This window comes from Euzebyella marina (assembly GCF_003687485.1).
Classification (GTDB): Bacteria; Bacteroidota; Bacteroidia; order Flavobacteriales; family Flavobacteriaceae; genus Euzebyella; species Euzebyella marina.
The window spans coordinates 2,958,707-2,984,970 of record NZ_CP032050.1; the positions used below are offsets into that span (position 1 = coordinate 2,958,707).

20 protein-coding genes are annotated in these 26,264 nt (G+C 40.6%); 10 read left to right on the forward strand and 10 right to left on the reverse strand.

Annotated features, from left to right (window positions below; translation table 11 throughout):
- Positions 1-138 precede the first annotated feature (138 nt).
- From D1013_RS12740 to D1013_RS12750, 3 genes are all read left to right on the forward strand, one after another.
- Entirely contained in the window at positions 139-1,413 is a 1,275-nt protein-coding gene (locus D1013_RS12740) for an amidohydrolase (RefSeq protein ID WP_121849192.1), read from the forward strand.
- Between the two features lie 124 nt (positions 1,414-1,537).
- The gene (locus D1013_RS12745) at positions 1,538-2,305 is read left to right on the forward strand and encodes a hypothetical protein (RefSeq protein ID WP_121849193.1); all 768 of its coding nucleotides are present in this window, start codon (positions 1,538-1,540) and stop codon (positions 2,303-2,305) included.
- 159 nt (positions 2,306-2,464) lie between these two features.
- Positions 2,465-2,983, forward strand: coding sequence for a DUF7935 family protein (locus D1013_RS12750; RefSeq protein ID WP_121849194.1), 519 nt, complete (start codon positions 2,465-2,467; stop codon positions 2,981-2,983).
- Positions 2,984-3,023: 40 nt separating this feature from the next.
- Here the strand turns inward: D1013_RS12750 and D1013_RS12755 are convergent, their stop codons facing one another.
- Both D1013_RS12755 and D1013_RS12760 read right to left on the reverse strand, forming a co-directional pair.
- Positions 3,024-3,944: a patatin-like phospholipase family protein gene (locus tag D1013_RS12755; RefSeq protein ID WP_121849195.1), complete on the reverse strand. Its 921-nt coding sequence runs from the start codon at positions 3,942-3,944 to the stop codon at positions 3,024-3,026.
- Complete coding sequence (locus D1013_RS12760; RefSeq protein WP_121849196.1) at positions 3,941-5,998, reverse strand: M1 family metallopeptidase; 2,058 nt, start codon at positions 5,996-5,998, stop codon at positions 3,941-3,943. The genes D1013_RS12755 and D1013_RS12760 overlap by 4 nt, the downstream gene beginning before the upstream one ends.
- Positions 5,999-6,113: 115 nt before the next feature.
- On the opposite strand from D1013_RS12760, the gene recG reads away from it, so the two are divergent.
- The 7 genes from recG (at position 6,114) to D1013_RS12795 (ending at position 16,236) form a co-directional block, all read left to right on the forward strand.
- Positions 6,114-8,219: an ATP-dependent DNA helicase RecG gene (gene recG / locus D1013_RS12765; protein WP_121849197.1), complete on the forward strand. Its 2,106-nt coding sequence runs from the start codon at positions 6,114-6,116 to the stop codon at positions 8,217-8,219.
- A 156-nt stretch (positions 8,220-8,375) separates the two neighbouring features.
- Positions 8,376-9,794 (forward strand): 3-isopropylmalate dehydratase large subunit, encoded by a 1,419-nt coding sequence (gene leuC / locus D1013_RS12770; protein ID WP_121849198.1) that lies wholly within the window; start codon positions 8,376-8,378, stop codon positions 9,792-9,794.
- 61 nt (positions 9,795-9,855) lie between these two features.
- Positions 9,856-10,452 (forward strand): 3-isopropylmalate dehydratase small subunit, encoded by a 597-nt coding sequence (leuD, locus tag D1013_RS12775; RefSeq protein ID WP_121849199.1) that lies wholly within the window; start codon positions 9,856-9,858, stop codon positions 10,450-10,452.
- Positions 10,453-10,533: 81 nt separating this feature from the next.
- A complete protein-coding gene (locus D1013_RS12780; RefSeq protein ID WP_121849200.1) occupies positions 10,534-12,045 on the forward strand; it encodes a hydroxymethylglutaryl-CoA lyase-like TIM-barrel protein in 1,512 nt (503 codons plus the stop codon).
- 69 nt (positions 12,046-12,114) lie between these two features.
- On the forward strand, positions 12,115-13,170 hold the full coding sequence (gene leuB / locus D1013_RS12785; protein ID WP_121849201.1) for a 3-isopropylmalate dehydrogenase: 1,056 nt from the start codon (positions 12,115-12,117) through the stop codon (positions 13,168-13,170).
- Between the two features lie 169 nt (positions 13,171-13,339).
- On the forward strand, positions 13,340-14,473 hold the full coding sequence (locus tag D1013_RS12790; RefSeq protein ID WP_162987900.1) for an FIST signal transduction protein: 1,134 nt from the start codon (positions 13,340-13,342) through the stop codon (positions 14,471-14,473).
- Positions 14,470-16,236 carry a PAS domain-containing hybrid sensor histidine kinase/response regulator gene (locus D1013_RS12795; protein ID WP_121849203.1) on the forward strand — a complete coding sequence of 589 codons (1,767 nt, stop codon included), beginning with the start codon at positions 14,470-14,472 and terminating at the stop codon, positions 16,234-16,236. The genes D1013_RS12790 and D1013_RS12795 overlap by 4 nt, the downstream gene beginning before the upstream one ends.
- Positions 16,237-16,356: 120 nt before the next feature.
- On the opposite strand, the gene D1013_RS12800 is transcribed toward D1013_RS12795, so the two are convergent.
- From D1013_RS12800 to ilvB, 8 genes are all read right to left on the reverse strand, one after another.
- Entirely contained in the window at positions 16,357-17,559 is a 1,203-nt protein-coding gene (locus D1013_RS12800; protein ID WP_121849204.1) for an MFS transporter, read from the reverse strand.
- A gap of 328 nt (positions 17,560-17,887) precedes the next feature.
- Positions 17,888-19,468, reverse strand: coding sequence for an NADP-dependent glyceraldehyde-3-phosphate dehydrogenase (locus D1013_RS12805; RefSeq protein ID WP_121849205.1), 1,581 nt, complete (start codon positions 19,466-19,468; stop codon positions 17,888-17,890).
- 120 nt (positions 19,469-19,588) lie between these two features.
- Entirely contained in the window at positions 19,589-20,839 is a 1,251-nt protein-coding gene (ilvA, locus tag D1013_RS12810; RefSeq protein ID WP_121849206.1) for a threonine ammonia-lyase IlvA, read from the reverse strand.
- 69 nt (positions 20,840-20,908) lie between these two features.
- Positions 20,909-22,384 carry a ketol-acid reductoisomerase gene (gene ilvC / locus D1013_RS12815; RefSeq protein WP_121849207.1) on the reverse strand — a complete coding sequence of 492 codons (1,476 nt, stop codon included), beginning with the start codon at positions 22,382-22,384 and terminating at the stop codon, positions 20,909-20,911.
- A gap of 106 nt (positions 22,385-22,490) precedes the next feature.
- Positions 22,491-23,021, reverse strand: a complete 531-nt coding sequence (gene ilvN, locus D1013_RS12820) for an acetolactate synthase small subunit (RefSeq protein WP_121849208.1) — start codon at positions 23,019-23,021, stop codon at positions 22,491-22,493.
- Between the two features lie 89 nt (positions 23,022-23,110).
- Positions 23,111-23,881, reverse strand: a complete 771-nt coding sequence (locus D1013_RS12825; protein WP_121849209.1) for a class I SAM-dependent methyltransferase — start codon at positions 23,879-23,881, stop codon at positions 23,111-23,113.
- Between the two features lie 8 nt (positions 23,882-23,889).
- Entirely contained in the window at positions 23,890-24,474 is a 585-nt protein-coding gene (locus D1013_RS12830) for an O-methyltransferase (protein ID WP_121849210.1), read from the reverse strand.
- Between the two features lie 31 nt (positions 24,475-24,505).
- The gene (ilvB, locus tag D1013_RS12835; RefSeq protein WP_121849211.1) at positions 24,506-26,239 is read right to left on the reverse strand and encodes a biosynthetic-type acetolactate synthase large subunit; all 1,734 of its coding nucleotides are present in this window, start codon (positions 26,237-26,239) and stop codon (positions 24,506-24,508) included.
- Positions 26,240-26,264: the final 25 nt, after the last annotated feature.

Genomic DNA, 26,264 nt, shown 5'->3' on the forward strand with positions numbered 1-26,264 from the left:
GCTGTGAATTTAGCCATTATTGGGCTTATGCTAAAATTTGCCCACCAATTCTGAGGATATTCTTTTCAACAAACAAGAAACAACCAAGACTTAGGTGGTTTTGGGCGCTATGTGTATATTTAAACAAGCTAAGCTATTATGAAAAAAATACTCTTCAGTTCATTAATGTTGACTTTTTCGGGTCTTTTTGCTCAAAGTCTTCGTTTCGATAAAGATTATACTGCCATAGAACCTAAGGTCGTTGAATGGCGCAGAGAAATTCATCAAAACCCTGAACTTTCAAACCGTGAGTTTAAAACGGCCGAAAAAATTGCCGAACACTTAAAATCCTTAGGCATAGAGATAGAAACCGGAGTTGCCCATACCGGGGTAGTTGGTATCTTAAAAGGCAAGAAAAAAGGAAAGGTGATAGCACTTCGTGCCGACATTGATGCCTTACCGGTACCTGAACGTAATGACTTGCCCTTCAAATCAAATGTTACCGCTGAATTTAGGGGCGAGACCGTTCCTGTTATGCATGCCTGTGGCCACGATACACACATTGCCATTTTAATGGGGGTCGCCGAAATTCTTTCAAAACATACCGATAAGATTAAAGGCACCATAAAGTTCATCTTTCAACCGGCAGAGGAAGGCCCACCACCTGGGGAAGAAGGCGGAGCTTCTTTGATGATTAAAGAAGGTGTTCTGAAAAACCCTGATGTTGAGGCTATTTTTGGCCTTCATATCAATTCGGAAACTCCGGTAGGCACGATTAGATATAAGCCAGGTGGTACTATGGCGGCAGTACAACATTTCACCATCAATGTTAAAGGGAAACAGAGCCACGGTTCGCAACCTTGGTCGGGTATCGACCCCATTTTGATCAGTGCTAAAATAATTGACGGACTACAAACCATTATCAGCCGTGAAGCCGAACTTACCAATGAAGCCGCCGTTATTACCGTTGGCAAAATAACCAGTGGTGTCCGTTTTAATATTATTCCCGAATCAGCGGAAATGATCGGTACAGTACGTACTTTGGATTATGACATGAAAGAGCAGATCACCCGACGAATGCAAGAAATGGTGCCTGCTATCGCCCGTGCTTATGGGGGTGACGCTACTTTTACGATCAAAGACAATACCGACATTACTTTTAACGACCCCGATTTGGTCGATAAAATGCTTCCCAGCCTTCAAAAGGTAGCAGGAAAAGATAAGGTAGAATTGCAAAAAGCGGTTACCGGAGGTGAAGATTTCAGCTATTATCAAAATGAGATTCCAGGATTTTTCTTCTTTTTAGGAGGAATGGCTCCGGGTACAACCGAATCTTTCCCTCACCACACGCCTGATTTTATGATTGATGATAGCGGATTGATACTGGGGGTTAAAGCGCTCACTGAAATGAGCCTCGATTATTTAGAGTTATAATATTATCACATATAGAGTACACATATTTTTGATTTACGGAATTTTCGCAGGAAAGCAGAAAAATATATTTTTGTGCCCTATAAATTGTACCCAACATTAGAAGTATCATAATAAATCCCCATAAATGAAAAGAAATTTACTTGCTTCCATTCTACTTGTTTTCACCGTTATTTCCGTTCAGGCGCAACGCAAAAGTGATTTGATCGCTGAAATCGATCAGTTAAAAAATGAGTTGGACTCTGTGAACAATGAGCTATTGGAAACGAAAAAAACCGAACGTATTGCGGTAGCCAAGGCTGAATCTTTTGAAAGTCAGGTAAACGAATTGCAAGACGCCAACAATACCTTAATGGCTAACATGAAGAGTTTTGCCGAAGTATCCAATAAGAACAGTAACATCGTTACCAGTGCCATGGCCAGTCTAGAGGCGAAGGAAAATCAATTGAAATCGATTAAAGACGCCATTAGCAGTAATGATTCTACGGCCATTGTGGTATTGACCAATGTAAAGCAAACTATGGGAGAAAATGCCAAAATTTCTGTTTCAAACGGGGGCGTGGTTATTTCATCGGACCTGAATAGTCTTTTTGGAAGCGATACGGGCGACCAACTTACGGCCGAAGGAGGGTCATGGACAGAAAAAGTAGCCCAAATTCTAGCGGCCAATCCTAAAACTTCGGTAACGGTAGAAGGTTTGAGTATGACGGGGGATATTCATATACCCGCTCAACAAGCCTTGTCGGTGGCAAGAAAGCTGAAGGAAGCCGGTGTAGAGGCCGAACGCGTTTCGAGTCTTGGAAGAGACGGTAATTTAAAAGAAGGAATTCAAGTGAATATTCACCCTGCCTATGACCAATTCTACCTCATGGCCAGGGAAGAGATGAAAAACTAGTTTTTCAATTACTATATAGGTTGATTTTGAGAATTATTTTATCAACCTGAACAGGTAATTCACAAAGGAAGTAAAACACCATACTTTTTTTAAAAATAGACCGTTCTCTAAACAAAGTAACCGGCTATCTTCATCGATGGCCCCAAACCACCCAAAAACATGTCTGGAGAAACTATTTTACAATTTTTCGGTTTTTTATTACCTGCCGTTGTTACTGGTCTTGTCGCCTTCTATTTTTTCAAGTTACATACTCGAAACGAAGAAGGGCGAAGAAGATTTCTATTACATAAAGACACACAAAAGAATACATTACCCGTACGTTTGCAGGCCTATGAGCGAATGGCTCTTTTTCTAGAACGCATTGCCATACCTAGCTTGGTGGTTCGGGTAGCGCCTAAGTCGACCAATAAAAACGACTACGAACAGCTACTTATCAGAACTATTGAAACCGAATTCGACCACAATCTGTCACAACAAATTTATATGACCGATGAGTGTTGGAACGTAATCAAAGCGGCCAAAAGTGCTACCGTACAAATGATCCGCAAAGCGGCTATGAGCGAAACGGATGCAGCCGATAAACTCAGGGAAGACATTCTTACCGAAACGATGGACAAAGAATCGCCATCGGCCACTGCCCTATCGTTCGTTAAAAAGGAAATTGGCGAGCTCTGGTAAGCTTTTGAAAAATCTAAATAAAAGGCGAGGTGCTCTATAGTTAGAGTACTTCGCCTTTTTCAGGTTCTATCTGATTAAGTTCGGTATTCTTATATTTTGCATAGTTGAATCCGCTTTGCCACCAAGCCGTCATTTTTTCCTTATCAAAAACCAAAGAGTTGGTGGTTAAAACGGTTGGTGTATAATAAAAGTTAATGATAGCCTTGTTATGCCCCGCCGCGTACTTTCCTATTTTAATATTCTGAAACTCGATACGGTCAAGCATAAACTCAAACATGGTCGTTAACAATGAGAAAGCGTTCTTTGAAGGCAGGCGGTTCAGATGCGTCACTTCGGTCTGTAAAACTATCACATCGATTTCGGTAGCACCTCTTCTTACGGCCTCTTCAATTGGCACCATATTTCCTAGGCCGCCATCGGCATATTCACATCCGTTTTTTCGAACTAAACTCATAAATGGCGTGTAGTTGCAAGATATCCAGACCCATTCACAAAAATCTTCGTAGCTATAATCGTTGATGGATTTGTATTCTACTTGATTTAAAGATAGATTGGCCACTGTAACGACTATTTCCTTGGGTCCGTTCTTTAAAATCTCAAACTCTTCTTTGGTAAGTGTATTTTTGATGAGCTTGTGTAAATTTTTGCTTTCGCCAAAGGTTTTTCTGCCTCTATAGAAATTACGGAGAACGTTCCAGTGATTGATGCCAATCGTATGAACGCCATACTTTTTTTCAATGGTAAAGGGGCAATTGCTAAAGATGCTGTCTTGATTGACCGAAGTATAGATCTCTTTGATCTTATCTATTTTCTGTAGTGCCAAATGCGAAATCAGTAGGCTGCCTGTGGAGGTACCTAGAAAAAGATCGTACTCGCATTGCTTTTCTTGCATGAGATATTGTGCTACCCCACCCGCAAATGCTCCTTTGCTACCGCCTCCAGAAATGACCAATGCCTTCATTCTTCCTTTAATTTACTGTTTATATAACGGAAATCGTTTTGGTTTAGTTTCTTAAAAACGGTCGCTATTCTTTTTTGATATTCTTTTTGTTGCAATAACTCATCGGTTAAATTACGAGCGTATTTCTTGAACTGCCAACTATGGTGTTCGGTAGCGTCGATTAAATTCACAAGAGCATCATCGGAAAGACCTATTTCAGCTAGATATTGAAAAGCACCCATGCGAACATCCCAAGAAAATGAGGGGTCGGTATAATCGACCAGTTCATTATAATATTCATTGGTGCTTTCGGGTTTGAAACTTTCGGTAACAATGGCCAAAGTCAACCATAACAACCGAACATTTTTATTAGGCAAACCTTCTACACCCTCGGTAACTTCAAGATATTTTTCTCTGTCATTAGAAAACGATGACCATAGTTTATACAAAGCCAACTCTTGGCTTATGTAACTTTTATCACCGAGTAGCGTTTCTATATCTTCCTTAGATTCCATCGGAATATCTTCTACTAACTGAAGCATTTTTTGTCTGGTTAGTAAATCCGATTCAATAGCTGAGTTAATTAAAGCTTCTGAAGACAAGGTGCTTTTGAACTTTTCCAATAACGCTATCTTGTATTGATGAGGATGATTACCGCTTAAAACATTCTTCAATTGGTTACCATTCATCTCATTGTCAACAAATGCCCTTATCGATTCATTGTATTTCTTAAGATAGGTGATGGCTTCTTCCTCAGGAAATTTATCGGAGTTCAACCAAGACTGTTCAAATTCAGTGAGATCGGTGTTGGTTTCCGCTTTTATTTCATTCAAAAAATCTTCTATGGTCGCATTTTGAAAACTGTATTTGGTAAGGTAGCTCTTCATCCCATTTTGAAAAGCATCCTCCCCCACTCTTTCCCTTAAAATTGCCAAGGCCCATGCGCCTTTTTCGTAAAAAGTAAGACTACTCGATTTTGGGTCGGTCAAAGCTTCGCCCCGACCAGCTTCTGACATTCGGTGTAGCTCTTGAGCGGTATCCCACAATTTCCAATAGAAAAAATCATTACCAAAAACCTTTTTCTCTGCCATATATGCGTAGTAAGTGGCAAAACCCTCGTGCAACCAATGGTGATGCCCATCCTTTTCTGTTACTAGATTGCCGAACCATTGATGTGCCAACTCATGGGCGTTCACGTTGACATAGTTCTTGTCTACAAACCCTGTGGAATCGACCACATAACCCTCGGAGAAAATGGTGCAGCCGGTATTTTCCATACCAGCATATATAAAATCACGAACCGGCACCTGTTTGTAATTTTGCCAAGGGTACGTCACCCCTATCTCAGATTCTAAAAAATCAAAAATTTCTTGAGTGTATCTATAAGTGGGCTCTACTTTAAGACTATCTGAAGGATAGTAATAGTTATCGATGGAAACGCCACTCTTCGAAATAAACTTTTGTTTATTATAATTGCCTATAGCAAAAGCCAAAAGATAGCTACTCATTGGCTTTTGCATATCATACTGCCACAACGTTTTATTGAGGGAATCTTTCTGTGAACGTAATTGACCATTAGCGATAACCTCATAGTTCTTTTCGGCAAGAATGCTCACATCGAATTCTACTTTTTCTTGCATGTCATCAAAACTGGGTAACCAATGGCTGGTGTACTTTCCCTGACCTTGGGTCCATATTTGTTCGTTATGCCTAATGTTATCATCCCATCCTAAAAAATAAACTGTCTGTTTGGGCTTAGTGGTGTATGCTATTTTAAGTTGATACGTTTTATTCTTTTTGAACCTCTTCTTTAGAACAAGCCTTTTTCCGTTATTTTCAAATGCCGTTTTTTCACCATCAATACTTACCTCGTTCAAATGAATGTTCTGGGCATCTAAAAAAACAGAATCGACTGCGCTCAAAATTTTGAAGGTATAACTTACCGTTCCTTTTATTGCCTTTTCCTTTGGCAGCGGTTCAATAACCACTTTTGATTCTACAAAGTTGACATGCTGTTGATGCTGGCCATAAAACCTTCCACATAAAAAAAAGAAAACCAAAAAAAATCTAATCATAATAATTGCAGAACAAAAGGTGAACCAAATTTAGCATTTTTAATAGGGTCTGCTGAAAATGACTATTGCCATAGCTTTTGTTGCTATTAATTTGCCGAACCGCTAATTTAGTCGCATGATTGGCCAATTGCTACAAACACCTATTGCTTATTTGAAAGGGGTCGGGCCCAGTAGAGCCGAGACACTACAATCAGAGCTGGGTATTCATACCTTTCAAGACTTATTAAGTTTTTTTCCTAATCGTTACCTAGATAAAACCCAATATTACAAAATAGGCCAACTTCAACGTAGCAATGCCGATGTTCAGATTGTCGGTAAAATAGTCAACCTTAAAACCGTTGAGCAAAAAAAAGGTAAGCGTTTGGTGGCCACATTTGTCGATGATACTGGCGAAATGGAATTGGTCTGGTTTCGAGGGCAAAAGTGGATTCGTGAAAATCTAAAAATAAATGTCCCCTATGTAGTTTTTGGGCGATGTAATTGGTTCAATGGTAAGTTTTCTATGCCGCATCCGGATATGGAATTGCTGACGGAACACCAAAAAGGACTAAAAGTAGCGATGCAGCCCATTTACCCATCCACAGAAAAACTAGGTAACAAAGGCATTACCAATCGTGTTATCAGTAAAATGATCCAGCAATTGTTTATGGAAACCAAAGCAAGGTTCTCAGAAACTTTATCGGATCAATTGTTACAGGAGCTTCACCTTATGCCAAAGCCGGAAGCCCTATTGAATATACACTTTCCAAAAAATCAAGAATTATTGGCCAAAGCCCAGTTCCGATTAAAATTTGAAGAGCTGTTTTACATTCAACTACAACTTTTAACCAAAAAGGCACTTCGAAAACAAAAAATTAAAGGTTTGGTCTTTGACCAAGTCGGTGAGCGGTTCAATGAGTTTTATGAAGAACACCTTCCTTTTGAGCTGACGGGCGCACAAAAAAGAGTTCTTAGAGAAATAAGGTCCGATTTGGGCAGTAATGCCCAAATGAACCGTTTGTTACAGGGCGATGTAGGTTCTGGCAAAACAATCGTCGCGGTAATGAGCATGTTATTGGCCATAGATAATGGTTACCAAGCATGTCTAATGGCACCAACTGAGATTCTTGCGAACCAACATTTTACAGGAATCAAAGAATTATTAGACAAGGTTGGTGTTAGTTGTGCCCTGTTGACCGGATCAACCAAAAAATCGGACCGCAACCAAATTCATGAAGCCCTTGAAAGCGGGGAACTCCACATTTTGGTGGGCACCCATGCGCTATTGGAAGATAAAGTACAGTTTCAAAATTTAGGATTAGCCATTATTGATGAACAACATCGGTTCGGAGTTGCACAAAGAGCTAAACTGTGGCATAAAAATTTGCTCCCCCCTCATATTTTGGTAATGACGGCTACCCCCATACCAAGAACGCTGGCCATGAGCCTTTACGGAGATCTGGATATTTCGGTAATCGACGAGCTGCCTCCTGGAAGAAAGCCGATAAAAACCGTACACCGTTACGATACCAATAGACTCAAGGTTTTTGCTTTTGTGAGGGATGAGATCAAAAAAGGAAGACAGGTTTATATCGTGTACCCACTTATTCAAGAATCGGAAGCGTTGGATTATAAAGATCTGATGGATGGTTATGAAAGTATCGCCCGTGATTTTCCGCTGCCCGATTATCAAATTTCTATTGTTCACGGTCAAATGAAACCTGTCGATAAAGATTATGAAATGGACCGTTTTGTGCGCGGAGAAACCCACATTATGGTAGCTACTACCGTAATCGAAGTCGGCGTAAACGTACCCAATGCTTCTGTCATGATTATCGAAAGTGCCGAACGCTTTGGGCTTTCACAATTACATCAGCTAAGGGGGCGTGTAGGCCGAGGGGCAGACCAAAGCTATTGTATTTTGATGACCAGCCATAAACTTTCTTCCGAAGCCAAAACCAGATTACAGACCATGACCCAAAGCAATGACGGGTTTGAAATCGCAGAGGTCGACCTTAAATTACGCGGGCCGGGCGATTTAATGGGTACACAGCAAAGCGGTGTGCTTAATTTAAAGATTGCCGATATTGTCAAGGATAACGATATTCTCAAGACGGCTAGGCATTACGCCCTACAACTTTTAAAAAGTGACCCTCAACTTGAAAGACCTGAAAATTTAGTTGTCAGAAACACCTATATCAAAATTTTAAAAAACAAGAATATCTGGAATTACATTAGCTAAACACCTCTTTTAGTTCTGTTTTTTATTTTTAAACATCATTGTAAAAACCGAACCGAAGAATGCTAATTTGAGGGTTGAACATCGTAATTTTAAAATGTAATAATTTCTTAAAATCTTCATGTTTCACTAGTTTTGTTAGCTTAGAATTGAAAGATTATGAGTGCTAAAAAGACATTGTTCGATAAAGTGTGGGATTCTCATGTAGTCCACCAAATAGAAAACGGGCCAGATGTGCTGTTCATTGACCGTCATATGGTTCACGAGGTAACGAGTCCAGTTGCTTTTCTCGGGTTGAAAAATCGCAACATTGGGGTGATGCATCCTGAAAAAACATTCGCGACGGCCGATCATAACACCCCAACCATCAACCAACACCTTCCTGTGGCCGACCCATTATCGGCGAATCAGTTAAAAATGTTGGAAGCCAATGCCAATGAGCATGGTATTTCTTATTGGGGTCTGGGTCATGAAAAGAACGGCATTGTTCACGTAGTCGGTCCGGAGTACGGCATAACGGTTCCTGGGGCTACCATTGTCTGTGGTGACTCACATACTTCTACACATGGTGCTTTTGGCGCTATCGCTTTTGGTATCGGTACTTCAGAAGTTGAGATGGTTCTGGCCACTCAATGTATTATGCAGCCAAAGCCTAAAAGAATGCGTATCAACATCACTGGTGAACTGCAATATGGCGTAACACCTAAAGATGTGGCTCTTTTTATTATTTCACAATTGACCACTTCGGGTGCAACGGGCTATTTTGTCGAATACGCGGGCGATGTGTTTAAAAATATGAGTATGGAAGGTCGTATGACCGTCTGTAACCTTAGTATAGAAATGGGTGCCCGCGGCGGAATGATTGCTCCTGATGAAAAAACATTCGAGTATATCAAAGGCCGTGAATTTGCTCCTACCGGTTCTGCTTGGGATAAGGCGATGACCTATTGGGAAACTTTATATACCGATGACGATTCTATTTTTGATAAAGAACTGACTTTTGATGGTTCTGCCATCGAGCCGATGATCACTTATGGTACCAATCCGGGTATGGGTATGGGTATCAGTAAATCCATTCCTAACTACGATGAAACGCAGGGCGCTGCTTCAAGTTACAAAAAGTCTTTGCAGTACATGCAATTCGGCGAGGGCGATGCGATGATCGGCAAGCCAATAGATTTTGTATTTATCGGTAGTTGTACCAATGGTCGAATTGAAGACTTTAGGGCTTTTGCTTCCGTTGTAAAAGGAAGAAAAAAGGCGGATAATGTTACCGCTTGGTTGGTTCCTGGTAGCCATAAGGTAGAAGCTGCCATTAAGGAGGAAGGACTTTTGGATATTTTCACAGAAGCAGGTTTTGAGCTTCGCGAACCCGGCTGTTCTGCGTGTTTGGCCATGAACGATGATAAAATTCCGGCGGGCAAACTAGCGGTGAGTACCTCGAACAGAAACTTTGAAGGAAGACAAGGCCCAGGTTCAAGAACCTTATTGGCCAGCCCGTTGGTGGCCGCTGCGGCTGCTGTAACCGGAAAAGTCACTGATCCTAGAGAACTAATGCAAGAAGTGGTAGCCGGTTAAAAAAGAGCTTTGGGCTCATTTTTTCATACCTACCATTTATTAAATTTCAAAGAACAAAAAGATGGCATACGATAAATTCAATATATTGACTTCTACAGCGGTACCCTTACCAATTGAAAATGTAGATACCGATCAAATAATTCCTGCTCGCTTTCTAAAGGCTACCGAACGTAAAGGCTTTGGCGATAACCTTTTTCGCGATTGGAGATATAATCAAGATAATACCCCTAAGGAAGATTTTATTCTTAACAATCCTATTTATGGGGGCGAAATTTTAGTAGGCGGTAAAAACTTCGGTTCGGGCTCCTCAAGAGAGCATGCGGCTTGGGCAGTCTACGACTATGGTTTTCGCTGTGTAATTTCAAGCTTTTTTGCCGACATTTTCAGAAACAACTGTCTTAATATCGGGGTATTACCGGTTCAGGTAAGTGCTGAATTCCTTCAGAAGATTTTTGGTGAAATTGAAAAAGACCCAAAAGCCAAGTTTGAAGTGAACCTTCCTGAACAAAAAGTAACCATTTTGGCAACGGGTGAAAGCGAATCATTTGATATCAACACCTATAAAAAAGGCAATATGACCAACGGATTCGACGATATCGATTACCTTTTGAACATCAAGAAAGATATTCAAGAATTCGCAGAGAACAGACCTATCTAAAAAAATCGGCCCCAGTTTTTTCTAACTAGGGCCTTCAAAATCCTTGAATTAAAAAAGGAACGCTATAACCTTAGGGTAGAAATGAAAAGACAGCTGGAAATAATGGACACCACGCTACGCGATGGCGAGCAAACTTCTGGTGTATCATTTACCGCTTCAGAAAAACTTACCTTGGCAAAGTTGTTGTTGGATGAGCTGAAGGTCGACCGAATAGAGGTGGCTTCCGCTAGGGTTTCTGAGGGAGAGTTAGAGGCCGTAAAGCAGATAACACGTTGGGCCGACGAACAAAACTATCTTGACCGTGTCGAGGTACTGACATTTGTTGATGGTGGTGTTTCTTTGGATTGGATGGAGAATGCAGGTGCCAAATCTCAGAACCTTTTAACGAAAGGGTCTATTAATCACCTCAAATATCAGTTAAAGAAGACTCCCGAACAACATTTCGGCGAGATTGCGGAAACTTTCAAAAAAGCATCCGATAGAGGCTTTATCAATAATATTTATTTAGAGGATTGGAGTAATGGAATGCGCAACTCAAAAGAGTATGTATTCGCTTTTCTTGATTTTCTATCATCTCAGCCGGTTAAAAGAGTACTGCTACCGGACACCTTGGGCATCTTGACCCATAATGAAGTTTCTGATTATCTAACAGAGATTATATCAAGGTTTCCTAATATGCATATCGATTTTCATGGTCATAACGACTATGATTTAGGGGTTGCCAATATCATGGAAGCTGTTAAGGCAGGCTGTCACGGTTTGCATCTAACCGTTAACGGAATGGGTGAACGAGCCGGTAATGCACCCATGGCCAGTGCTATTGCGGTAATAAACGACTTTTTACCTGACGTCTCCATTGAAGTAAATGAAAAAGCACTTTATAAGGTAAGCAAATTGGTTTCGGCATTTACCGGGGTGGGCATACCTGCCAACAAACCTATTGTTGGTGAAAATGTATTCACTCAAACTGCTGGAATACATGCGGATGGAGACAATAAAAAGAATCTCTATTTCAGTGATCTAATGCCTGAGCGCTTTGGCAGAAAGCGAAAATATGCATTGGGCAAAATGTCGGGGAAAGCCAATATTCAAAAGAACCTTTTGGAATTGGGCCTTACTCTCAATGATGAAGAACTGAAAAAAGTTACCGCCCGAATAATTGAACTCGGCGATAAAAAAGAAAAGGTCACCAAAGAGGATCTACCTTACATCATTTCCGATGTGTTGGATACCGATTATCATCAAAAGGTGTTTGTAAAATCTTATGTGCTTACACACTCAAAAGGTTTAAGACCATCCACTACCCTATCTTTGGAAATAGATGGGAAAATTCATGAGGAAATCGCTTCCGGAGATGGGCAATATGATGCCTTTATGAATGCCTTGCGTAAAATTTATCATGGCCGCAAAATGGAATTGCCCAAATTGGTAGACTACGCCGTTAGAATACCTCCCGGAAGTAATTCAGATGCCCTTTGCGAAACCATTATTACTTGGGATTTCAATGGAAAAGAATTCACCTCGAGAGGTCTCGATTCTGACCAAACGGTTTCGGCCATAAAGGCTACCGAAAAAATGTTGAACATAATTTAAAACGTTGTGCGATTGGTTATGGCTTAAAAGCTAAATGCCAAAGTCAACTTGAATTTGAAAATCATATAAATGAAACTAAATATTGCCCTTTTGGCCGGAGATGGAATCGGCCCTGAAGTTATTGATCAAGCGGTGAAAGTATGCGACGCCATCGCAACTAAGTACGAACATGAAATTGCTTGGAAGCCCGCTTTGACCGGAGCTGCAGCAATTGATGCGGTAGGTGAACCTTATCCTGATGATACGCATGAAGTATGTGCCAGTGCCGATGCCGTTCTTTTCGGTGCTATAGGGCACCCTCGTTTTGACAATGATCCTTCTGCCAAAGTACGTCCCGAGCAAGGCTTGTTGAAAATGCGTCAAAAACTAGGGCTCTTCGCAAACGTAAGACCAACCTTTACTTTTCCTTCTTTAATAGATAAGTCTCCTTTGAAAAGAGACAGAATTGAAGGAACCGACCTTATTATTCTTAGAGAATTGACCGGTGGGGTTTATTTTGGTAAACGCGGGCGCGAAGATGATGGCAATACAGCATATGATACGATGACCTACACGCGTGCTGAAATTCAGCGTTTGGCAAAAAAAGGGTTTGAAATGGCGATGGCCAGAGGAAAAAAATTGTGCTGTGTCGATAAAGCCAATGTGCTGGAATCTTCTCGCCTATGGAGAGAGACCGTACAAGCTATGGAGAAAGATTATCCTGAGGTAGAAGTTTCTTATGAATTTGTTGATGCAGTCGCGATGAGATTGGTCCAATGGCCTAAAGCCTATGACGTAATCATCACTGAGAATTTGTTCGGAGATATCTTAACCGATGAGGCTTCCGTGATATCGGGATCGATGGGATTAATGCCATCTGCCTCCGTTGGTAGTGAGGTTTCCCTATACGAACCTATTCACGGTTCTTATCCTCAAGCTGCCGGTAAAGACATTGCGAACCCTTTAGCTACCGTGCTTTCAGCAGCCATGATGTTTGAAGATTTAGGTTTACAACAAGAGGCCGATGATATACGTCGTGTTGTAAATAAATCCCTTTCCGAAGGGGTTGTTACCGAAGATTTGTCCGAAGGAGGTAAATCATACAAGACTAGTGAGGTCGGTGACTGGTTGGCTAGCAATATTTAATACATTTTTTAGGTCTTACAGACCGAGAATATAAAAAACGGCTATCATTGATTTGATGGCTGTTTTTTTGTCTACTACTACCTTAGTCTTGATAACTATACTGTTTCTATATATGAATTAAGACTTTTTTTCGTTAATGATGTGTGTAAACTTTTTCTTACATATATCAATGAAAATTTTTAGAAGACAAATCACGACTAAAAGTGACATAGCCCATCTCGAGCTCTCTTTTGAACCGGATGTGGTGTTTCTTTTTGTCTCGCTATCCTACGAGGGAGTTGAGGAATCTTTAACTGAGATAACAAAAAGATATCCGAGAGCTATAATTATAGGTGGCACTACGGTAGGAGAAATTATCGGCCGTGAGGTCGTTGATGGTACCATAGCGCTAGCTGCCGTTCATTTTGAGTCTACCAAAATCCAACTATATGGTGTTGATTTGCCCGCCGAAGCGGACGAGATTTATGCTACCGGTAAAAGTTTTGCCAACGATATCGATCAAAGTAACCTTAAGCATCTTTTTATTCTCTCAGATGTTCAGACCCTTAGCGCTTCCGATTTACTCAAAGGTCTGAGCGACAACTTGAAAGGTGAAATAGGAGTTACCGGTGGTTTAGCGGGTAGAAGTACTTATATCGATTCTAATTTTATCATCGAAAATGGTGAACTCAAACGCAATAGAATTGTTGCCCTGGGTCTTTATGGTGATTCACTTCAGGTCAATTACAATGCTCGAGGAGGATGGGACAGCTATGGCGTGGAATGCTTAGTAACCAAATCTTCCAATAACAGGATTTTAGAAGTAGACGGACGCCCTGCACTTGATTTTTACAAATCCCGAATTCCATCAAATATCTTTAACGATGTTGATAACGAAGGGTTTAAATACCCAATCAAAGTTCGTAACGAACAGCATACCAATCCGGTAATAAGGGCCTTATTATCGGTTGATGAAGACGAAAAAAGTCTCATTATGTCAGAAGAAATACCTGAAGGCTCTTACGTTAGAATAATGAGGGGCAATATCGATCGATTGATTTACGGGGCCGAAACTTCGGCCAAAACAATTATAGAACGCAACGACAACGACCACCAGCTGGCCATTTTGATCAGCTGCGCGGGAAGACGAAAAGTAATGGGCGATTTGGTTTCAGATGAAATTGTGGCCGTCATGGACCAGTTTCCTGAACACACAAAGTCCATTGGCTTTTACTCATACGGTGAAATATCTCCGTTTTACGGATATAAAACCACCTCACTACACAACTTGACCATGTGCATCACCACATTTTCAGAATCATGAAGTACCATCACAAATTACGCAGACAACTGCAGTCGGCCCAACTTGATTCTAAACAGCTAGAACAACTCGCCCCGTTTTTAAAAATGGTAGATGATAGCTATCGTCTTTTCGATTTTGACATGCAACATGCCGAATCAATATTGGAAGAAAGCTCAAAAGAACTTTTCTTAAGAAACCAACAGCTAAAAAATAATGTAAAGGAGGTAAAGGGCCAATTGAACAAAGTGGCCAGCAATATCAAAGATGTAATTTTTGAAATCGACCTTAACGGAAATTGGTCTTATCTGAACAATGCCTGGGAAGAACTCACCGGACAACCGGTAAAAGAAACCCTCGGCAAACCCGTTGGGGAATGTTTGAAAAATACGAAAGGGAAGCCATTTTTAAACTTAATCAATCTAGAAAGTCCTGAAACAAATACATTTAGCAAAACCCTGGAATCACTTGATAGAAACGGTAAGAAGATTTGGCTGAAGTTTACCATCAATTGTATTAAATCTGATTTAGGCACCATTGACGGTTATATCGGTACTATTGCCAATATTACCAATCTTAAGCGAACCGAATTGCAGCTCATTAAATCGCGGGAAAAAGAAATCAAGGCCAATAAGGCAAAGGGAGAGTTTCTTTCTACCATGTCGCATGAAATCAGAACTCCGTTAAATGCCGTCATCGGTATCGCCCATTTACTTTTGATCGAAGATCCCAAGCAAGAACAAATTGAAAACCTGGAAACACTTAAGTATTCTTCCGAGCATCTTCTGGGGGTTGTGAACGATATTCTTGATTATGATAAGATTGCTTCTGGTTCACTTCATTTAGAAGAAGCCAATTTTAGTTTAAAACAGGTATTGACAACTGTTGAAAGCATCTTCAGTAACATAGCATCCAAAAAAGGAATATCCTTTAAAATAGAAAAGGATGCCTTATTGCAAGACTCTATAATCGGTGATAGCACGCGTCTATCACAAGTCTTGACCAATCTGGTGAGTAATGCCATTAAGTTTACCGAAAAGGGTCAAGTAAATCTCAAAATTAAAGTCGTTGAAGAATCGGAAGATGATTCAAAACTATCTTTTACCGTAATCGATACGGGTATAGGCATACCCGATGACAAGATTGAAAAAATCTTTGAATCTTTCGCCGAAGCGAACCCTAGTACTACGCGTCTTTATGGGGGTACAGGCCTCGGTTTGGCCATATGTCAAAAATTATTGGAACTGATGGGCACATCGCTCAAAGTGGAGAGCACTTTTGGCACTGGCTCTTCATTCAGCTTTGAAGTGAAATTGAAGAAAGGCAACCCTATTGCCTCACTTTTCGAAGATGAGTTGCACGAGAAAGATACCCCAGACCAGTCAAGCTTGTTCGGTCGACGCTTTTTAGTGGTCGATGATAATCGAATCAACCTTTTGGTGGTCGAAAAGTTTTTGAAAAAATGGGGAGTCGGCTTTGATATTGCCACTAATGGTAAAATTGCCGTGGAAAAAGCGGCTTCGAATGAATATGACTTAATTTTAATGGACCTTCAAATGCCTGTTATGGACGGATATAACGCCAGTTTGGCTATAAGAAAATTAGATAGGCCCTACACTCGAAAAGTTCCTATTTTTGCTTTATCAGCCTCCACATCTACTGCCATAAAAACCGACCTTCTGAAATTTGGTATCAACGGACTAATTACCAAACCCTTTAATCCCGATGAACTATTTGCAATTTTGTCGGAAACACTGAATAAAAAAATTGAGATTGATTTGGACTAGTGCTATAACTCAAATAAAAATTGTATTTCCTCTAAAAAGATGGATGATCAATACTGTGGATAGGTTAATAAAAAAGACCGGCTTGTTGGCCGGTCTTTTACTTTAAGAGATAATCTTTATTTAATTTCCGAAGGCCATCTTTTTTAGGCTGTACCCAGCTTTGTGCCGACGGTATAATATAATTCCTATCGCAATCATAACTCCCAATCCGGCTAAAACAGAGCCAACAACTCCTGCATATACCACGCTCAGACCAAAAGTCATTGGCAACCCTGCTAAATAAGCACCGGAAGCATTACCCATGTTAAAGGCACTCTGGTTCATTGAAGAACCGAGCATTTCATTACCTTTTGAAGTATTTATAATCGCCATTTGAATTGGAGTGGATACCGTAAATGCTGCCATACCAACTAAAAAGGTCATACCCAATACGATATACGGGTTAAATGCCAACATAGAATTGACCAATAAAAGCACCACCATTATCGATAAACTTATAGCGACAGCCCTTAAAGGCGAAAAGATTTCTGCCATTTTGGCTCCGATAAAGTTTCCGAAAACCATTCCCAAACCTGCTAAAATCATGGCATAACCTACCATATATTCACCCCAACCGGCCACATCAGTGATTAAAGGTGCTATGTAACTGTACCAAGCGAAAAAGCCTCCCGTACCAATGGTAGTAAGTGCAATCAAAGCCCACAGTTCTCCATTCTTAAGCCCTTTGTTTTCCTTAGAATAGGGCTGCGGTTTTTGGGCGGCAAATTTCGGCATCCATAACAAAATACTGGCAACGGCCAAAAGACCGACCAAGCCCACCATATAGAAAGAAATACTCCAATTATAATGGTGACCGATATATGTACCCGCAGGAACACCGATGACGTTAGCAATGGTAAGGCCCGAAAACATGACAGCAATGGCTCTTGCAGCCTTACCCTCACGTGCCAATTTACCGGCAACTACTGCTCCGATACCAAAAAATGCACCGTGTGGAAGACCCGATAAAAATCGAACCAGCAACAATGCGGTGTAATTGGTTGCAAAACCGGATAAGGTATTAAATAAAGTAAACCACCCCATCAACAACAAAAGAATGGTTCTTGAATTCATTTTAGTACTAAAACGAGTGAGCAAGGGAGCTCCTACTACTACACCCAAAGCATAAGCAGCAATAAAGTGGCCTGCTTGAGAGATGGTAATATCCAAACCCTTTGCTACGTCAGGTAAAATACCCATGATTACAAACTCCGTAAGTCCTATTCCAAAGCCGCCCACCGCTAAGGCGAACAAGGCTTTACTATTATTTATTTTTGTTTCCATAATCTTCCAAATTGTAGGTTCAACTTAAATTCCCTCTTTACTTTAAAGTTGACAACCGGGAACTTTGTCTAATTTGTTGATACAAAATTACAGTGGTTAATTTGGAAAAGACTTTACACGTTTATCCAATATATATGCAATATTACCCCTACTGGCTATTTTTAGCCTAACATAGAGTTAAGAATTAACACAAGTCTAACGATTATAAGACTTTTCTTTAACAAATATGCTGGTATTCAAGGTCTAACACTCATATGAACTTTTTTTGCATTAAAAAGAAAACCCTTGCTTCCGCAAAGGTTTCATGGTCTAAAAAAGACTAGTAAATCTATAAAATATAGTCTGTGCTTACGAAATTCGACAACTTAGCTTCCAACAACTGCTGAATAGTCTCGTTGTTCAAATCATTATCTTTAAACGCAACGAATGTTCTAATTGAAAAAGAACGAAGTGCATCATGAACGCTTAGGGTAGCTTGGGCCGAATCTTTTCTACCAGTAAACGGATACACATCAGGACCTCTTTGGCAAGAACTGTTTAGGTTTACCCTACATACCAGATTCACCAGTGTATCGATTAAAGGTGAAAGCGTATATACATCTTTGCCAAACAGACTTACTTGCTGCCCATAGTTACTTTCTGCCATATCGTTCAAAGGCTCTTCAATATCAGAAAAAGAAAGAACTGGAATAATCGGGCCAAATTGTTCTTCTTGATACACTCTCATATCTTTTGTAACAGGATGTAAAACTGCGGGCCAGATATAATTGTCAAAATGCTGCCCCCCTTTTTTATTGTTTATCTGCGCACCTTTTTGAACGGCATCATCAATCAGCTCTTGAATATAAGCTGGTTTTCCAGGCTCGGGAAGCGGTGTCAACTTAACCCCATTATCCCAAGGATTACCGAATTTAAGGGAATCCACTCGCTTAGTAAACCGTTTCATAAACTCATCTTTTACCTGCTCATGAACATAAATTACTTTGAGAGCGGTACAACGCTGCCCGTTGAACGATAAGGTTCCCGCAATACATTCATCAATGGTCAAATTTAAATCAGCATCTGGCAATATAATCGCCGGGTTCTTGGCCTCAAGACCCAACACCAATCGAAGACGGTTACTTTTAGGGTGTTGTTCTTGCAGGGCATTGGCCGATTTGCTGTTTCCGATAAGTGCCAATACATCTACCTTTCCCGTTTGCATGATAGGGGCGGCCACGGCCCTACCCCTTCCAAAGAGAATATTGACCACGCCTTTAGGAAAACAACTTTGAAACGCTTCAAGAAGAGGCGTAATCAATAGCACCCCATGTTTGGCCGGTTTGAAAATGGTGGTATTGCCCATTATAATGGCCGGAATCAACAGTGCAAAGGTTTCGTTCAATGGGTAATTGTACGGCCCTAAACAGAGTACAACCCCCAACGGACCTCTTTTTATGTGAGCATAAACGCCGTCATGCTTTTGAAATTTGGCCGAATTTCTGTCTAAGTCTTTGTACTCTTCGATCGTATCATAAATATACTCTACGGTACGGTCGAACTCTTTTTGCGAATCCGGTAGCGATTTACCGATTTCCCACATTAAAAGTTTCACTATCTGCTCGCGCTTGGTCTCCATCTTACGAACAAAATTCTCCATGCACTCAATTCTATCCTTTACATGCATGGTGGGCCAAACCCCTTGCCCTTTACCATAGGCCGCTAGAGCAGCATCTAAGGCTGCCATAGCTTCTGGTTCACCCATATCGGGTATACTGCCCAAAAGTGTAGGTTTATACTCTTCGGTGGAAGAAATACTAGAGAATACCTCTGTTACGTTACCGGCCCAAGTTTTTAATTCACCGTTTACTAAATATTTTTTCTGTTCAATGAGCTCCTTAATTTGAAACTCTTCAGGAATGCTTTTCATTAGTGGCTATATAAAAATGTATTGTCAAATTTGTTATCTAACGAAAATACGGAATAAAAAACTCAGAAATATTACTAAATCGTTGCGGATTAACTTAAATCACAGAACAATTCAATAATTTTAAATAAGATACTGAAACAAGTCTGGCTTATCATTCAGGTAATCGCCAAAAAAGTTATTGGCCTTCATCCTATCCATCAATGGGCGTAAATCTTCAGGTCTCTTTAACTCTATACCAACGATGGCAGGTGCATTTTCTCTGCTCGATTTCTTTGAATATTCAAAGTGGGTGATATCATCATCAGGACCTAAAATTTCGGCTACAAACTGTTTTAAAGCTCCTGGCCTTTGAGGAAAGCGAACTATGAAATAATGCTTCAATTTGGCAAAAAGGAGGGCTCGCTCCTTAATCTCTGCGGTTCGTGTAATATCGTTATTGCTGCCACTTAGAATACAAACCACATTTTTACCCTTTATTTCTTCAGCATAAGAGTCTAAGGTAGCAATGGTTAAGGCCCCTGCAGGTTCAACAACTATAGCATCGCGATTATACAAGTCTAATATGGTTTGACAAACCTTACCTTCAGGTACCACCACCATATCGCTCAAATTGTCTTTGCAAATCGAAAAAGTCAAATCGCCAACTTTTTGAACGGCCGCACCATCGATAAACTTATCAATGGCCGAAAGCTCGGTATTCACTCCCTTTTCAATTGATGTTTTCATAGATGGGGCTCCTTCTGGCTCCACACCTATGATCTTAGTACTTGGCGATAAAGGTTTAAAAACACCTATGAGACCAGAAACCAGTCCCCCGCCCCCAACGGCAGCGAAAATATAATCTATGGGCTGATTAAATTGCTGTAGCAATTCGAGACCTACCGTACCTTGACCTTCAATAACCTTAGGGTCATCAAAAGGATGGATAAATGTTTTGTTGTTCTCGATACAAAAATTCATGGAACTCTTGAAAGAGTCATCAAAAGTGTCCCCTTCCAATACCACCTCTACCCAGTCGCCACCGAACATTTGTGTTTGCTCAATTTTCTGTTTGGGGGTGACCGAAGGCATATAAATGGTTCCTTTAATTCCCAAATGATTACAGGCAAACGCTACCCCTTGCGCGTGATTACCAGCACTGGCACAGACAATACCGTTTTGCCGCTCTTTTTCGGTTAAGGAATTAATTTTATTAAAAGCACCCCTTATTTTATAGGACCTCACTTGGTGAAGATCTTCGCGCTTGAGCATAATGTTTGCCCCATAACGTTCAGACAACCGAATACTTTGCGTCAAAGGAGTTAAAGATGCAACCTGACTAATGGTCTCGGCAGCACTTCTTATATCTGCTATGGAAGGAAAATATGGCATAGAAAAAACCCTGTTCGATAAAAACCACCCAAAGGTAGTAGTTAATTACAGAACAGGGTTTAAATAAATTTATACAATCGGCTTCATATCCGTCATAGACGCACGTAATCTAGCGCCTACAATTTCGACGGGATGCTCACGTAAAGCTTTGTTTACAGCGATCAACTTGGCATTATCAACACCATTGCCTTCACCTTCACCAAACTTTTTACCTACTACGTCAACATCTATTTTCTTCATGAAATCGGCCAAAAGAGGCTTGCAAGCATGATCGAACAGGTAACAACCATATTCAGCGGTATCTGAAATAACACGGTTCATTTCGAACAATTTCTTTCTAGCTATAGTATTGGCAATCAATGGAGTTTCATGAAGTGACTCGTAGTATGCCGACTCACCGATGATTCCTGACTCGGTCATACTTTCATAGGCCAATTCAACACCGGCGCGAACCATCGCTACCATCAACACACCGTTATCATAGTATTCTTGCTCGGAAATCTTCATATCTCCGGCAGGAGTCTTTTCAAAAGCGGTCTCACCTGTCTCGGCTCTCCAAGTCAAAAGATTCTTATCATCATTCGCCCAATCTTCCATCATTGTTTTTGAGAAATGACCGGTCATGATATCATCCATATGCTTTTGGAACAGCGGACGCATAATTTCCTTCAATTCTTCCGAAAGTTCAAATGCCTTAATTTTAGCAGGATTAGAAAGACGGTCCATCATATTGGTGATACCACCGTATTTCATTCCTTCGGTAATGGTTTCCCAACCGTATTGAATCAATTTGGAAGCATAAGCGGCATCAACCCCTTTTTCCAACATTTTATCAAAACAAAGAATACTTCCTGTCTGCAAAAGACCACAAAGTATGGTTTGCTCACCCATAAGGTCTGATTTTACTTCGGCCACAAAAGAAGATTCCAACACACCAGCTCTGTGTCCGCCTGTTGCAACCGCATAAGCTTTTGCTTGTTCTAGACCTTTACCTTGTGGGTCGTTATCAGGATGAACGGCAATTAACGTTGGTACCCCAAAACCTCTTTTATATTCCTCTCTAACCTCAGAACCTGGGCATTTTGGCGCCACCATGATCACTGTAAGGTCTTCACGAATTTGCATGCCTTCTTCCACAATATTAAAACCGTGAGAATAAGAAAGGGTGGCACCCTCTTTCATCAATGGCATTACCGCTTTGATTACACCTGTATGCTGCTTATCAGGGGTAAGGTTGATCACCAAGTCTGCACTAGGCACCAATTCATCATAAGTACCTACATTGAAACCGTTCTCGGTAGCGTTGATATAAGATTGTCGCTTTTCTTTAATAGCACCTTCACGAAGGGTATAAGAAATATCCAAACCGGAATCTCGCATGTTGAGACCTTGATTAAGACCTTGGGCACCGCAACCTACGATGACGATTTTCTTACCTTTTAAAGCGGATACACCATCGGCGAATTCCGAAGACTCCATAAATCTACATTTACCCAATTGGGTCAGTTGATCTCTTAGCGATAGTGTATTAAAATAATTTGCCATAGTTAATTTTTCTTTTCATCCTGCCCGGCAGGAAAATGTTCAATTATTGGTTTTAAACTTTCGACGAGCGAAAATATAGATATTAATAGATTATTTACTTATTTAATTAAGCCTCTTCATAAAATTCTTGAAGAAGCGCCGAAATCTGCATTTCAGATTTTGTTACCGATATTCTTCCGGAACGAACAAATTGCATAATGCCAAAAGGCTTTAGTTGCTCGTGCATCTCATCAATTTCGTTTCTTCTTCCCGATTTAGCGATTACAAAAAACTCACGGGCCACGGTGACGATTTGAGAATTATTGTCTTTAATGATATTCTGAATCTGACGTTCGTCAAATAGCAAATTAGAAGCTATTTTGAATAAAGCCGATTCTTGATATATCGTTTCTTCATCAGTGTGATAAAAGGCCTTTATGACCTCAATCTGTTTTTCTATTTGCCCTACAATGTTACGAACCCACTTCTCGGTCGTATTGACAACAATAGTAAATTTGCTAACACCTTCTATTTCTGATTTTGAGACATTTAAGCTTTCTATATTAATGTGTCTCTTTAAGAATATACCTGATATTCTATTTAAAAGTCCTACGTTGTTTTCGGAGTAAACCGAAATGGTAAACCATTGTTTTTTCATGATTCAATTGCTAAATAATCTTTCGAGCGCAGCCGATATACAAGCTTCAAATTTGACACCTCCTCTCGACTGCGCCCGAGAGGTTCGAACTATATTTTTTGGGCCACAACCCTAATTCTTTTATAATCTGCCAACCATTTACCTTCTTGGTATAATTCTGGTTTAATAGTTTGTTCTACTTCAGAAATTATTTCGGACACCATTTTCTTATCGACCCCTTTGAAAAAAGGTTTCGCAAACATGCCCAACCAATCACGTAAACCGGATTCTTCATCTGCAAGTTCTGTTGATCGTTCATACCATTGGGCAAAAGTTACCTTAAAACCTTCGGCTTCCAAAGCCCAAGTGTATTCGCTAACAGAGGGAAAATACCAAAGTTTTAAATTCGACTGCTCGACAAAACCATGGGTCAACAAACTATGCCTAAGAGCGGAAACTATGGCCTCTACGTTTCCTTCACCACCCAGTTCTACAACCAATCTACCGCCCGGTTTCAAATTCTGGTACATTTTTACGATTGCCTCTTGATAATCGGTTACCCAATGTAATGCTGCATTCGAGAAGACGGCATCATATGTACCTTCGGCATCATACGAAGTGGCATCCCCAACTTCAAAATGAAGATTCGGGAACCTCTTTTTAGCCTCTTCAATCATTGATTCAGACTTGTCTATGCCCGTAACCTCACTACCAAAGGCAGCTATTTCAGAAGTGAGCTGACCTGAGCCGCAACCTAAATCAAGAACTTGCTCTTTCGGTTGCGGGTCTAGCAATTTTATTAGGCTTTTACCATAATCGTATACGAATGAATACTTATCATTGTACTGTTTCGCATTCCATCTATGTGCAACTTGTTCCATCTTCAGTATTAATTAGAAGCGACTTTTGATGCAATAATCAATCCGGTCGACCAATTCAACTTAGTCAACACTAAATCATCTCTATCTTCTAAATCATTTACCAGTCTATCCACATTATCTTGATGACCATCGGGCCAGTTTGGCTGGGCCCTCATATCATCAATTACATAAAACCCGCCGACCTTTAACAGACTAATAACTTCATCGAGATGACTGTATTTACCTGGCCAAGCATCAGCAAAAATTAAATCGAAATTCGGGCCATCATATTCCATGATCCAATCTGCTCCATCCATACATTCTAGTTGAACCCTTTCATCTTTTACATAATCACCAACAATTGATATCAATTCAGGGTCATTATCAACACTGATTAAAGTGGCCTTCTCAGCCAAACCTTCCAACATCCAAGAAAGACTTAGGCCCATTCCCGTCCCTAGCTCCAAAAAATGTCCGTCTGGTTTAGAGCCGATCAAAGTTTTAAGCAGGGTACCGATATATACATCAGAAGGCATTGAGAAATTCAACTCGGCGGTTTTCGCCAGCAATTCGGAGTACACTTCAGGAAAGTCTAGAATATTGGAATCTAACATGATAAATAACGTTATTTAAACCAATTTTTAGTTATTTCAAACGGATGTCTGACACAGACGCACCCGTCGGAATCATTGGGAAAACATTATCTTCTTTCTCAACTTTAACCTCTAGAAAATAAGGCTTATCCGAAGCCATCATTTCTTGAACTACGGCAGACAGATCTTTTCGCTCAGAAACTCTTTTGGCCTCGATATGATATCCTTCAGCTATTTTGACAAAATCAGGATTCACCATAACAGTCGATGCATATCTTCGATCAAAGAACAACTCTTGCCACTGTCTTACCATACCTAAGTGATCGTTGTTCAAAACCACGATTTTCACAGGAAGGTTATGTTGAAAAATGACACCTAGCTCCTGAATGGTCATTTGATAGCCTCCATCGCCTATAATGGCCACTACCTCTCTATCCATAGCACCCATTTTGGCACCGATAGCTGCAGGCAGGGCAAAGCCCATGGTACCTAAACCACCAGAAGTAATGTTACTTTTTGACTTTTTGAACTTAGCATAACGACAACCTATCATTTGGTGTTGACCAACGTCGGTTACAATAACTGCTTCATTACCAGAAGCCTTATTAATTTCTTCAATAACCTCGCCCATGGTCAGACCTTGCTTGGTCGGGTGTATATCTTTTTCAATGACCTCTTTGAATTCAATTTCATATTTTTTCTTGAATTCATTGTGCCATTCTTCGTGACTGTTCTCTTCTATTAAAGGAAGAATCAAACCTAAAGTCTCTTTGCTATCGCCCAAAACGGCCACATCTACGTGAACATTCTTATTAACCTCAGCCTTGTCAATTTCAAAATGAATGACCTTGGCCTGTTTGGCGTAGGTGTCTAAATTTCCTGTCACACGATCATCAAATCGCATGCCTATAGCAATAAGCAAATCGCACTCATTGGTCAATAAGTTAGGACCGTAATTACCATGCATACCTACCATGCCCACATTTAAAGGGTGGTCTGTATCAATTGCAGAGGCACCCATGATGGTCCATGCCGCAGGAATACCGGCTTTTTCGACCAAAGCCTTTAGTTCTTCCTCTGCTTTGCCCAATATGACACCTTGACCCCAAACTATCATCGGCTTCTTGGCCGCATTGATCAAGTCGGCCGCCGCCTCAAGCGCCTTTGGGTCTGGTTTGGGTACCGGTGTATAACTTCTTACCCCAGTACATTTCTTGTAGCTGAACTCGAACTCATCGAACTGTGCGTTTTTGGTAATATCAATCAGCACAGGACCAGGACGACCAGACTTAGCGATGTAGAACGCCTTTGCCATGATTTCCGGAATTTCTTCGGCCTTAGTGATTTGATAATTCCATTTGGTTACCGGTGTTGAAATACCAATGATATCAGTTTCTTGAAAAGCATCTGAACCTAATAAATGGCGAGTCACCTGGCCCGTAATGCAGACCATGGGGGTTGAATCAATCTGTGCATCGGCTAAACCGGTCACTAAATTGGTCGCACCCGGCCCTGATGTTGCCATGGCAACACCAACCCTACCAGAAACTCTGGCAAAACCTTGAGCCGCATGAACGGCACCTTGTTCGTGACGAGTGAGAACGTGATTAAGTTTGTCTTGAAACTTATAAAGCTCATCATAAACGGGCATTATAGCACCCCCAGGATATCCATAGAGAACATCGACCCCTTCAGCCAATAGACAATGCATAATCGCCTCGGCCCCTGAAATTTTTAATTTGGTCTTACTCTTTGTCTCTTCGGTTTTCATTTTAATTGCTTCCATCTTTAAACGGTCATTCTAACATGGT

Bases quoted from the DNA above. Each gene is read 5' to 3' on its own strand.
- D1013_RS12755 (WP_121849195.1), bottom strand. From the start codon at position 3,944: ATGAAGGCATTGGTCATTTCTGGAGGCGGTAGCAAAGGAGCATTTGCG.
- ilvA (WP_121849206.1), bottom strand. From the start codon at position 20,839: ATGCCATATTTTCCTTCCATAGCAGATATAAGAAGTGCTGCCGAGACC.
- D1013_RS12800 (WP_121849204.1), bottom strand. From the start codon at position 17,559: ATGGAAACAAAAATAAATAATAGTAAAGCCTTGTTCGCCTTAGCGGTG.
- leuB (WP_121849201.1), top strand. From the start codon at position 12,115: ATGAAACTAAATATTGCCCTTTTGGCCGGAGATGGAATCGGCCCTGAA.
- D1013_RS12750 (WP_121849194.1), top strand. From the start codon at position 2,465: ATGTCTGGAGAAACTATTTTACAATTTTTCGGTTTTTTATTACCTGCC.
- D1013_RS12805 (WP_121849205.1), bottom strand. From the start codon at position 19,468: ATGAAAAGCATTCCTGAAGAGTTTCAAATTAAGGAGCTCATTGAACAG.
- D1013_RS12760 (WP_121849196.1), bottom strand. From the start codon at position 5,998: ATGATTAGATTTTTTTTGGTTTTCTTTTTTTTATGTGGAAGGTTTTAT.
- ilvN (WP_121849208.1), bottom strand. From the start codon at position 23,021: ATGAAAAAACAATGGTTTACCATTTCGGTTTACTCCGAAAACAACGTA.
- D1013_RS12790 (WP_162987900.1), top strand. From the start codon at position 13,340: ATGAAAATTTTTAGAAGACAAATCACGACTAAAAGTGACATAGCCCAT.
- ilvC (WP_121849207.1), bottom strand. From the start codon at position 22,384: ATGGCAAATTATTTTAATACACTATCGCTAAGAGATCAACTGACCCAA.
- D1013_RS12825 (WP_121849209.1), bottom strand. From the start codon at position 23,881: ATGGAACAAGTTGCACATAGATGGAATGCGAAACAGTACAATGATAAG.
- D1013_RS12780 (WP_121849200.1), top strand. From the start codon at position 10,534: ATGAAAAGACAGCTGGAAATAATGGACACCACGCTACGCGATGGCGAG.
- D1013_RS12795 (WP_121849203.1), top strand. From the start codon at position 14,470: ATGAAGTACCATCACAAATTACGCAGACAACTGCAGTCGGCCCAACTT.
- D1013_RS12740 (WP_121849192.1), top strand. From the start codon at position 139: ATGAAAAAAATACTCTTCAGTTCATTAATGTTGACTTTTTCGGGTCTT.
- ilvB (WP_121849211.1), bottom strand. From the start codon at position 26,239: ATGGAAGCAATTAAAATGAAAACCGAAGAGACAAAGAGTAAGACCAAA.
- D1013_RS12830 (WP_121849210.1), bottom strand. From the start codon at position 24,474: ATGTTAGATTCCAATATTCTAGACTTTCCTGAAGTGTACTCCGAATTG.
- leuD (WP_121849199.1), top strand. From the start codon at position 9,856: ATGGCATACGATAAATTCAATATATTGACTTCTACAGCGGTACCCTTA.
- leuC (WP_121849198.1), top strand. From the start codon at position 8,376: ATGAGTGCTAAAAAGACATTGTTCGATAAAGTGTGGGATTCTCATGTA.
- recG (WP_121849197.1), top strand. From the start codon at position 6,114: ATGATTGGCCAATTGCTACAAACACCTATTGCTTATTTGAAAGGGGTC.
- D1013_RS12745 (WP_121849193.1), top strand. From the start codon at position 1,538: ATGAAAAGAAATTTACTTGCTTCCATTCTACTTGTTTTCACCGTTATT.